11 protein-coding genes are annotated in these 10207 nt (G+C 46.3%); 10 read left to right on the top strand and 1 reads right to left on the bottom strand.

The window, feature by feature from the left end:
* The 5 genes from hflK to B3O33_RS11130 form a co-directional block, all read left to right on the top strand.
* Positions 1-1200 (top strand): FtsH protease activity modulator HflK (hflK, locus tag B3O33_RS11150; RefSeq protein ID WP_292363597.1); only part of this gene is annotated, 1200 nt, incomplete at its 5' end.
* A 2-nt stretch (positions 1201-1202) separates the two neighbouring features.
* A complete protein-coding gene (gene hflC, locus B3O33_RS11145) occupies positions 1203-2072 on the top strand; it encodes a protease modulator HflC (protein ID WP_292361441.1) in 870 nt (289 codons plus the stop codon).
* Positions 2072-2269, top strand: coding sequence for a DUF2065 domain-containing protein (locus B3O33_RS11140; protein ID WP_292361440.1), 198 nt, complete (start codon positions 2072-2074; stop codon positions 2267-2269). Before hflC ends, B3O33_RS11140 begins: the two co-directional genes overlap by 1 nt.
* Before the next feature lie 5 nt (positions 2270-2274).
* Complete coding sequence (locus B3O33_RS11135; RefSeq protein WP_292361439.1) at positions 2275-3465, top strand: ATP phosphoribosyltransferase regulatory subunit; 1191 nt, start codon at positions 2275-2277, stop codon at positions 3463-3465.
* On the top strand, positions 3458-4753 hold the full coding sequence (locus B3O33_RS11130) for an adenylosuccinate synthase (RefSeq protein WP_292361438.1): 1296 nt from the start codon (positions 3458-3460) through the stop codon (positions 4751-4753). The genes B3O33_RS11135 and B3O33_RS11130 overlap by 8 nt, the downstream gene beginning before the upstream one ends.
* A gap of 61 nt (positions 4754-4814) precedes the next feature.
* On the opposite strand, the gene B3O33_RS11125 is transcribed toward B3O33_RS11130, so the two are convergent.
* The gene (locus B3O33_RS11125; protein ID WP_292361437.1) at positions 4815-5678 is read right to left on the bottom strand and encodes an NAD(P)-dependent oxidoreductase; all 864 of its coding nucleotides are present in this window, start codon (positions 5676-5678) and stop codon (positions 4815-4817) included.
* Between the two features lie 104 nt (positions 5679-5782).
* Between B3O33_RS11125 and glyA the strand changes: the two genes are divergently transcribed.
* The 5 genes from glyA to ribB all read left to right on the top strand — a co-directional run.
* On the top strand, positions 5783-7036 hold the full coding sequence (glyA, locus tag B3O33_RS11120; RefSeq protein ID WP_292361436.1) for a serine hydroxymethyltransferase: 1254 nt from the start codon (positions 5783-5785) through the stop codon (positions 7034-7036).
* 14 nt (positions 7037-7050) lie between these two features.
* Positions 7051-7524: a transcriptional regulator NrdR gene (gene nrdR / locus B3O33_RS11115; protein WP_292361435.1), complete on the top strand. Its 474-nt coding sequence runs from the start codon at positions 7051-7053 to the stop codon at positions 7522-7524.
* An 87-nt stretch (positions 7525-7611) separates the two neighbouring features.
* The gene (gene ribD, locus B3O33_RS11110; protein ID WP_292361434.1) at positions 7612-8709 is read left to right on the top strand and encodes a bifunctional diaminohydroxyphosphoribosylaminopyrimidine deaminase/5-amino-6-(5-phosphoribosylamino)uracil reductase RibD; all 1098 of its coding nucleotides are present in this window, start codon (positions 7612-7614) and stop codon (positions 8707-8709) included.
* 3 nt (positions 8710-8712) lie between these two features.
* A complete protein-coding gene (locus tag B3O33_RS11105) occupies positions 8713-9354 on the top strand; it encodes a riboflavin synthase (protein ID WP_292361433.1) in 642 nt (213 codons plus the stop codon).
* Positions 9354-10207: 3,4-dihydroxy-2-butanone-4-phosphate synthase (ribB, locus tag B3O33_RS11100; RefSeq protein ID WP_292363595.1), on the top strand; the 854-nt coding region annotated here is incomplete at its 3' end. The genes B3O33_RS11105 and ribB, both read left to right, overlap by 1 nt.

The following is a 10207-nucleotide window of genomic DNA, read 5'->3' as shown; positions in this document are numbered from 1 at the left end:
TGGAACGAACCCGGCAGTGGTGATAAAGACCCATGGGGTAAGCGTGGTGGTGGAAATGATGGCCCCCCTGATCTAGATGAAGTAGTCAAAAATCTGCAGCGAAAATTTGCTGGAATGTTCGGCGGAAATAGTGGTGGTAACAGTAATAACCAACCACCAGAAGGAGGCAGTAAATCAGGATCAATTGGCGCGGGATTAATCGCTGCCGTTATTTTGCTGGTGTGGTTGCTCTCCGGTATTTATATCGTTGAACCTGCAGAACGAGGTGTTGTGCTGCGTTTTGGTCAGTATAGTCACACCTCGATGCCTGGCCCTCACTGGCATTTCCCATATCCTATTGATCGTGTTGAAGTGGTTGATGTCGCAAAAATACGATCTGTTGAGATCGGTTATCGGTCTGCGGGTGGCAGACCTGAAAGCAATGTTTTGTCTGAGTCGCTGATGTTGACGAATGATGAAAATATTGTGGATTTAAAAATTGCCGGACAATATCGCATCAATGATGCAGCTCAATATTTGTTTAACGTTCGTACTCCTGACACTATTCTTCGTCAAATGATGGAAAGTGCTGTACGTGAAGTTGTTGGGCAATCGACCATGGACTTTGTTTTAACAGAAGGCCGGAGTGAGGTGGCAACAAGAACTGAACAACGTCTGCAGGCTATGTTGGATGCACATGCTACCGGCTTAACCGTGACCAGTGTCAGTATGCAAGATGTTCAGCCACCGGAGCAGGTCCAGGATGCATTTGCTGACGTGGTTAAAGCACGTGAAGATGAAGTTCGGGCAAAAAATGAAGCTGAAGCCTATTCAAACGATATTATTCCACGTGCCCGTGGTCAGGCTTTCCGTGTGATTCAGGAAGCCGAAGCTTATAAAAGCCAGGTGGTTGCCAAAGCAAATGGTGAAGCCAGTCGTTTTGTACAAGTAATGACTGAATATGAAAAAGCACCTTTAATTACTCAAGAGCGCCTCTATATCGATGCGATGGAATCGGTTTACAGTCGTAGTCAAAAAGTGATGGTTGACGTGGATAGCGGCGGCAACAATGTTCTTTACCTGCCACTTGATAGAATGCGTGGCAGTGGTAATGCACCCCGTGTGGATTTAAATAATTTAAATTATCCAACTACCAACAACCCCCAATCGACATCGAACTCATCAGCTCAAGATGGTTCACGTAGCCGGGGAGGACGTTAATCATGAGTTCTAAATTTACTGCAATTGTATTTATTGTCGTACTGGCACTGATCACGTTAAGTTCTGCTATCTTTTTTGTCGATGAACGTGAACGCGTTATTTTATTGAGGTTAGGTCAAATTGAGCGTTCAGATTTTGAGCCTGGTCTTCATTTCAAGATTCCATTTGTAAATGAAGTGCGTCGTTTCGATGGACGAATACTGAGTCTAGACGCCACCCCGGCAAGGTACCTTACTGGTGAAAAGAAGAATGTTATCGTTGATTCGTTTGTACTTTGGCGGGTTGCTGATGTAGCCGATTACTTCACCTCCATGGGAGGCGATGAAGAAAGTGCCAAACTTCGCATATCACAAATTATAAAAGATGGATTACGTGCAGAGTTTGGCCGTCGTACCATTCAGGAAGTGGTTTCCGGTGAACGTTCAGTTATGGTCAGTGGCCTGATGGACGAAGCGAACCGTATTGCGAATGAGTTTGGTATTGAAGTCGTCAATGTTCGCATCAAACGTATTGATTTACCTACTGAAGTCAGCTCGTCGGTATATACCCGTATGGAAGCTGAACGTGAGCGTGTTGCCAAAGATTTACGCTCGCGTGGTGCTGAAGAAGCTGAAAAAATCCGTTCTGATGCTGACAGACAGCGAACTGTTATTTTGGCAGAAGCCAATCGACAGTCGGAAATGCTTCGAGGTGAAGGCGATGCTACCGCTACCCAAATATATGCTGATGCCTATGGTCAGAATGAGTCTTTCTACTCTTTCTATCGCAGATTAGGTGCTTATCGGCATATTTTCCAAGGAGATGATTTGCTGGTAATTGAGCCAAAAGGTGATTTTTTCAGCAGTTTCAGTGACTTGAATACACTGGACTAGTGAGTGACTCACTGATTCATAGCCTATGGCTCGCCACAGCATTAATGCTGATTATTGAAGGGGTTTTGCCTTTTGTGAATCCCACAGCATTAAGGCGAGCCTTGCTGCAGGTTGCTACCATGACTGATCAGCAATTACGTATAACGGGATTGCTCAGTATGGTGGCAGGCTTGCTGATTTTATATTGGGTAAATTAATTTACATGACATTAAAAGAGAGTTGGTTGCTCCCTGAGGGCATCGATGAATTAATGCCGGAAGAGGCTTCCCAGCTGGAGAGAATGCATCGGCTGCTGGTTGATCGTATGCAAAGCTGGGGGTATCAACTAGTTGTTCCGCCATTAGTCGAATATCTGGATTCCTTATTAACAGGAACAGCAAAAACACTTGATCTGCAAACCTTTAAGTTGATTGATCAGTTATCAGGTCGCCTGCTTGGTATCCGTGCTGATATGACACCTCAGGTGGCCCGGATTGCAGCACATCGCTTACGGGATAATTCGAATGTCTTACGACTCTGTTATATCGGTAGTGTGCTGCATACCTTACCGGCAGGTCAGGCGAGTTCTCGCAATCCAATTCAGCTAGGGGCAGAAATTTACGGCCATGCCGGGCCGGAAAGTGACATTGAAAGTATCCAGTTGATGATTGAATTACTGAAAATCAGTGGGGTTTCCGGATCTATCTCGCTGGATATTGGCCATGTTGGTATCTATCGCGGATTAGCAGATTTTGCTGAACTTGATGATGCTCAGGAGCAAGCGCTTTTTTCTGCGATGCAGCGCAAGGCTTTGCCTGAAATCGAAAGGTTAATAACCCATTATGCTATTGCGGAACCAGCTGGAAAAATGCTGACAGCATTGTCTGAACTTAATGGTAATTCCAGTGTGCTTGATGACGCAAAACGGATATTACAAGATGCTCCTGAGGCGGTGATAACAGCACTTGATACTCTGGTAGTAGTCGCTGAAATGGCAAAGCAGCGATTACCTGGAATCCAATTAAATTTCGATCTGGCAGAGCTACGGGGTTATCACTATCACACCGGAGTGGTGTTTGCGGCTTATCAACCGAATTCAGCCCAAGCCATTGCTCTTGGTGGCAGATACGATGATATCGGGCAGGATTTTGGTCATGCTCAACCAGCCACTGGTTTCAGCCTGGATTTGAAAAAACTGGTGACAAGTTTTCCTAAGCCAACTGAAAAGCGACAGGTCATTACGGCCAACTGGTCAGCAGATCCCTTACAGCTTGAGATGATCGCAAGCTTACGTGAGAAGGGTAATATTGTCGTATTTGCTTTGCCTGGTAGCACTGTGCAAACCGAAAAAACATTGATTCAACAAGATGGCCGCTGGCAAGTGGTCGAGACAGGAAATAACACGCGTGGCTAAAAATATTGTAGTAATAGGTTCCCAATGGGGTGATGAAGGTAAAGGCAAGGTTGTTGATTTGTTGACTGACAGCGTTTCCGCTGTGGTGCGCTTTCAAGGCGGACATAATGCTGGCCATACGCTGGTTATTGAAGGCAAAAAAACCATTTTGCACCTGATTCCTTCAGGCATTTTGCGTGAACATGTTCAATGCCTTATCGGCAATGGTGTAGTGTTGTCTCCGGAAGCATTAATCAAAGAAATGAACGAGCTGGAAGCCAATGGTATTCCAGTGCGGCAACGATTGAAAATCAGTGCAGCCTGCCCGTTGATTTTGCCTTACCACGTCGCATTGGATGTCGCCAGAGAATCCCGCCGCGGTAAAGATGCGATCGGCACAACTGGTCGTGGTATCGGCCCAGCCTATGAAGATAAAGTTGCCCGTCGGGGCTTACGCCTTGGTGATCTGGTTAATGAACAGAAATTTGTGGAAAAACTTCGCGAAGTCGTCAGCTTCCACAATTTCGCCTTAATTAATTATTATCAGGCTGCGCCGGTCAGCTTTGAAAAGGTGCGTGATGAAACCCTGGCAATGCGTGATGTACTGTTGCCAATGATTGCTGATATTCCGGCGATGCTGCAGCAATATTATCTCAATGGTGACAGGGTCATGTTTGAAGGTGCTCAGGGAGCATTGCTGGATATTGATCACGGTACCTATCCTTATGTGACCTCTTCCAATACAACTGCCGGTGGGAGTGCTACGGGTGCTGGTGTGGGGCCATGTCATATTGACTATGTACTCGGTATTACCAAAGCGTACGCAACACGAGTTGGTGCAGGTCCATTCCCTTCAGAACTCAGTTGCGGTATCGGTAAACACCTTTCTGAAAAGGGGCATGAAAAAGGCTCCACTACCGGTCGTGACCGTCGTTGTGGCTGGCTGGATATGGTGGCATTGAATCGGGCGAGCTGGATTAACAGCATAACGGGTTTATGTTTAACCAAACTGGATGTTTTGGATGGTCTGGAAACGATTCGCTTGTGTGTCGGTTATCAACGTAAAGGCGAAGAAGTCACTATTCTGCCGTTAAGTGCTGATGAGTTTGACGGCTGTGAACCCGTTTATATCGATATGCCAGGCTGGCAGGACTCAACCTTGGGTATTACTGAGTTTGATGCCTTGCCGGAAAATGCACGTAACTACATTAATAAGATTCAGGAGCTTGCCGGAGTGCCGATTGATATTATTTCAACTGGTCCTGATCGCTGTGAGACGATTATTCGCCGTGATTTGTTTAGTATTTAACGAAAAAATCTTAAAGATATAGTAAAACGCCCTCAGATAGAGGGCGTTTTTGTTTATGGGGTTATTTTCTGTCAGGTGAAATTGCGGCGTATATTGCGGAGTAGTCAGTATTGCCCAACCCCATTGCCATGGTTTTATCCAGTAATCGAGCGATACCTTCCAAAGCGGTTGTATCGAGTCGTAGCTGTTCGCCAACTTCCAGAAATAAATGGGTATCTTTTGCTAAGTGTTTGGTGGGGAAATTGGGATCACTGAAATTACGATTGCACATACGCTCCAGTTTTTTATCAAACGTAGGCGCATAGAGAGCACTTTCCCGCAAAATCTGCATAAATTGTTCTGTATCAATCTGATGCTCTTCAATCAATGCCAGACTCAATGAAAAACTTGCAGTGAGGCCAGCAATTAATTGATTGAGCGCTAATTTGACAGCGGCTCCCTGACCTGTTTCACCGATATAACGAGGTGTTTCCCCGATCATTTTCAATAAAGGCAGAGCCTGTCGATAATTTTGTTCCGGGCCCGCTGCCATGAGGATCAGCTTGCCATTGCGAGCTTCCGGAAGGCTTCCCAGCACAGGGCATTCGAGATAGCGCGCGCCGACGCTGTTTAACTGAGCTTCAATGTGCTGAGATTGCTGCGGAGCAATGGTACCCATTTGGATAAACAGCTTATCAATAAAGCTGCTGGGTTCGACACTATCTAAAACAGTAGCAATGGCATCAGCATCGGTAAGCAGCAAGATGACTATCTGACTTTGCTGAACGGTTTCGCTGGCTGTCCGGAAAACATTGGCTCCCTGAGTGCTTAGCGTCGTGATTTTATCAATACTGCGGTTATAAATGCTCAACTCACATTTCTGGTTGAGAAGGTGTTCTGCCAGAGCACTGCCCATCAGACCGCCTCCAAGAATACCTATTTTCATGATGACTCCTGTTTTGTGTAACTAAATATTCTATTCTTACATAGATGCTGCGTGCGTTGTGGGATACAATATGCGGGCATTTACAGCCGCTACAGGGGAAAACTGTGTACAAAAAAAACATGAGCATCGCTGATTTTGATGACGAGTTGTTTCAGGCAATTTCTGCTGAAGAGCAACGTCAGGAAGATCATATTGAATTGATCGCTTCTGAGAACTATACCAGCCCACGGGTGATGGAAGCTCAGGGCTCATTGTTAACCAACAAATATGCAGAAGGTTATCCTGGCAAACGCTATTATGGTGGTTGTGAACATGTTGATACAGCCGAAGATCTCGCCATAGAACGAGCTAAAGCATTATTCGGTGCCGATTATGCCAACGTTCAACCGCATTCAGGTTCACAAGCTAATGCTGCTGTTTATCTGGCCTTGTTACAGCCCGGCGATACAATCCTGGGTATGAGCTTGGCGCATGGTGGGCATCTGACACATGGTGCCAAAGTCAGTGCGTCAGGAAAAATCTATAATTCTGTAGCGTATGGCATTAGCAGTGATTCCGGTGAAATTGATTTCAGTGAAGTTGAGAGACTGGCAAAAGAACATCAGCCAAAAATGATTGTCGCTGGTTTTTCAGCTTACTCACGGATTATCGATTGGCAAAAATTCCGTGATATCGCGGATTCAGTAGGTGCATATTTGTTAGTTGATATGGCGCACGTTGCTGGTCTGGTCGCTGCCGGACTGTATCCAAATCCAGTACAGATTGCTGATGTGACAACCACAACGACTCATAAAACCTTAAGAGGTCCGCGTGGAGGTCTGATACTGGCCAAATCGAATCCTGAAATTGAGAAAAAACTTAATTCAGCAGTCTTTCCTGGTTTCCAGGGTGGCCCGTTGATGCATGTGATCGCAGCCAAAGCCGTTGCGTTCAAAGAAGCCATGTTGCCCGAGTTTAAAACCTATCAGCAGCAAGTTGTTAAAAATGCTCAAGCCATGGCCAAAGTCTTTATGGCTCGCAGTTATGATGTGGTTTCCAAAGGTACAGATGATCATTTATTTCTGGTCAGCTTTATTGAAGCAGGCCTGACTGGTAAAGAAGTCGATGCATGGTTAGGGAATGCCCATATTACAGTCAATAAAAACGCTGTTCCCAACGATCCGCAATCACCTTTTGTCACTTCCGGTATTCGCGTTGGAACACCTGCTGTGACTACACGTGGTTTCAGTGAACAGGATTGCACGGACCTCGCGGGCTGGATGTGCGATGTGATTGAAAGTCATGGTGACGAGAAAGTGATAGCGGCTGTTCGCGACAAAGTAACCACTATCTGCAAACGTTTGCCGGTTTATTCATAAGTTTGTGCTGACTGATGCGCTGCCCGTTTTGCGGAGCTGAAGACTCAAAAGTCGTCGACTCGCGTCTCTCTTCTGAGGGAGATGCGATTCGACGTCGTCGCATGTGTCAGGAATGTAATGAACGTTTTACCACTTACGAAACGGCAGAGCTCAGTCTGCCACGGTTGATCAAGCGTGATGCCACACGGGAAGCGTTTGATGAAAATAAATTACGTGCTGGCATTATGCGAGCACTGGAAAAACGCCCGGTCAGTATTGATGCTATTGATAATGCGGTAAAAGCCATCACCCGGCGTTTATGGGCAACCGGCGAAAGAGAAGTGCAGAGTCGTCTGGTGGGGGACTGGGTAATGGATGCGTTACGCGAGCTCGATGAAGTCGCCTATGTTCGGTTTGCGTCTGTATATCGAAGTTTTCAGGATGTAAATGCATTTCGGGAAGAAATCGAACGCATGGAAAATCGTGCTTTATCTGATAAAGACAGCTGAATCTTACTGTCAGCCTCAGTTTATGCAAACGCATCATTCGAATGCGATTACAATCATTGCTAACGAAAATCTGTGGAGGCAACCCCAATGAGCCAACACGAACAATTTATGGCACAGGCAATACAACTGGCCTGGAAAGGTTTATACACCGCAGATCCCAATCCGCGGGTAGGTTGTGTCCTTGTCAAAAATGATCAGGTGATCGGTCAGGGTTGGCATCATCGCGCCGGGGAAGCGCATGCAGAAATCAATGCTTTACACGATGCAGGACATAATGCAGAAGGCGCTGATTGTTATGTGACTCTGGAACCCTGCAGCCATTTTGGCCGTACACCGCCTTGTGCCGATGCACTGATTCGAGCCGGAATAAAACGTTTATTTGTGGCGATGACCGATCCCAATCCTGTGGTTTCTGGAACCGGTATTCAACGGCTTGAACAGGCCGGAATAGAAGTTCATCAAGGAATACTGACCACCCAGGCTGAACAGTTAAATCCGGGCTTTATTCAGCGTATGCGCCTCGGCAGACCCTATGTGCGAAGTAAAATGGCGATGAGCCTTGATGGTCGCACGGCAATGGCGTCAGGGGAAAGCAAATGGATAACCGGTCCGGAAGCGCGTGCTGATGTACAAAAACTCAGGGCTCGCAGCTCAGCTATTCTAACTGGTGTAGGTACCATTATTGCGGATGACCCTATGCTGAATGTACGGCATGTTGGCGACTGGTATCCAAAGGGTGAAACGATACGTCAACCGTTAAAAGTCATCGTTGATAGTGAACTGCGTATGCCGAAGACGGCGCAGATCCTAAATGATGAAAAAATATTGCTGTTTACTGCCTGTGATCGAATGGTGCGTGAGGATATTGAAACCATCGTTTTGCCGGCACCCAATAATCAGGTCGACTTAACGGGCATGTTATCGGTATTGGCTAAGCGTGAAATTAATGAAGTCATGGTAGAAGCCGGTGCAGTTTTGAATGGCGCATTGTTACGCTCACAATTAATTGATGAAATGATATTTTATGTGGCTCCTAAACTTATGGGTGATGCCGCCAGAGCGGTATTTCACCTGCCAGGTATGGAGCGCATGGCACAAAATATTCAACTGAAGATCACCGATATTCGTGCCGTTGGCAACGACTGGCGAATTACCGCTAAACCACACTATAACGAGGCTTTTTAACGCATGTTTACAGGTATTATTGCAGCTGTCGGTCAGCTCAAATCTCTGCAATCAGTCGGGGGCGATATACGTTTGCATATTGACACTGCGAAGTTGGATCTCAATGACGTCAAGCTGGGTGATAGCATCGCGGTAAATGGTGTGTGTTTGACTGTGGTGGAAATGGCAGCTAAAAGCTTGCAGTTTGATGTGTCTCAGGAAACATTACAGCGAACAAGTCTGGGACAATTAAAAACCGGTAGTGAAGCCAATCTTGAGAAAGCCCTTGCCGTTGGGGATCGATTAGGTGGTCATATGGTTAGCGGCCATGTTGATGGTTTGGGTGAAGTCATCAGTAAAACGGCTTCGGCCCGTTCCTGGCAATACAAGATAAAAGTTCCTGCGGAACTGGAACGGTACATTGCAGAAAAAGGCTCGATTACTATTGACGGTGTCAGCCTGACAGTGAACGGCGTGTTTGAAGGCGGGTTTGATATCAATATCATTCCGCATACCCTTGAAGAAACCATCATTAAACATTACCAAACAGGTACCAAGGTTAACCTGGAAGTGGATTTGATTGCCCGTTATCTGGAGCGTTTACTGCCGCAGGCAGACTCAACTATCAGCCGGGATTTTCTCACTCAACATGGTTATATCCGTTAATGCAAATCAATAGTACGCAAGAAATCATCGATGACCTGAAACAAGGCAAAATGGTCATCATTATGGATGACGAAGATCGGGAGAATGAAGGTGACTTAGTCATGGCGGCCGATATGGTTACTGCGGAAGCCGTTAACTTTATGGCTAAATTCGGTCGTGGACTGATTTGTCTGACGTTAACGGAAGATCGTTGTCGTCAGTTACGTTTACCTTTAATGGTGACTGATAATCAAACGCCTTATGCCACCAACTTTACCGTTTCGATTGAAGCCGCTGAAGGTGTGACCACTGGTATTTCTGCAGCTGATCGAGCTTTGACCATCAAGAAAGCGGTGGCAGCAAGAGCAAAACCAGAAGATCTGGTACAACCCGGGCATATTTTTCCGTTAAAGGCGCAACCGGGTGGCGTGTTAACCCGTGCCGGACATACTGAGGCAGGTTGTGATTTGGCGTACTTGGCTGGCTGCACACCAGCGGCCGTTATTGTAGAAATACTGAATGATGATGGCAGCATGGCACGGCGTCCGGATCTGGAAAAATTTGCTGAAATGCATCAGTTAAAAATCGGTACCATTGCAGATTTGATCAGCTACCGTCTGCAAAATGAAATGACCATCAAGGCCATGTCAACCTGTGAGTTTCCAACTGAATATGGTGATTTTACCTTGCACAGTTATCAGGATGATGTGAACGGCCAAACCCATCTTGCGTTGGTTTACGGGGATATAGATGCTGAGCAGGAAACGCTGGTCAGGGTGCATATGGCTGACCCCTTGGGCGATTTACTGGCTTCTAAACGTGAACCCACGCATTGGCCTTTACCGGATGTAATGCGACGTATTCAACAGGCGGG

It is taken from the genome of Methylophaga sp. UBA1464 (assembly GCF_002325665.1).
GTDB lineage: Bacteria > Pseudomonadota > Gammaproteobacteria > Nitrosococcales > Methylophagaceae > Methylophaga.
The sequence above is the reverse complement of the archived record's forward strand: the minus strand, read 5'-3'. Positions and strand labels throughout refer to the sequence as shown.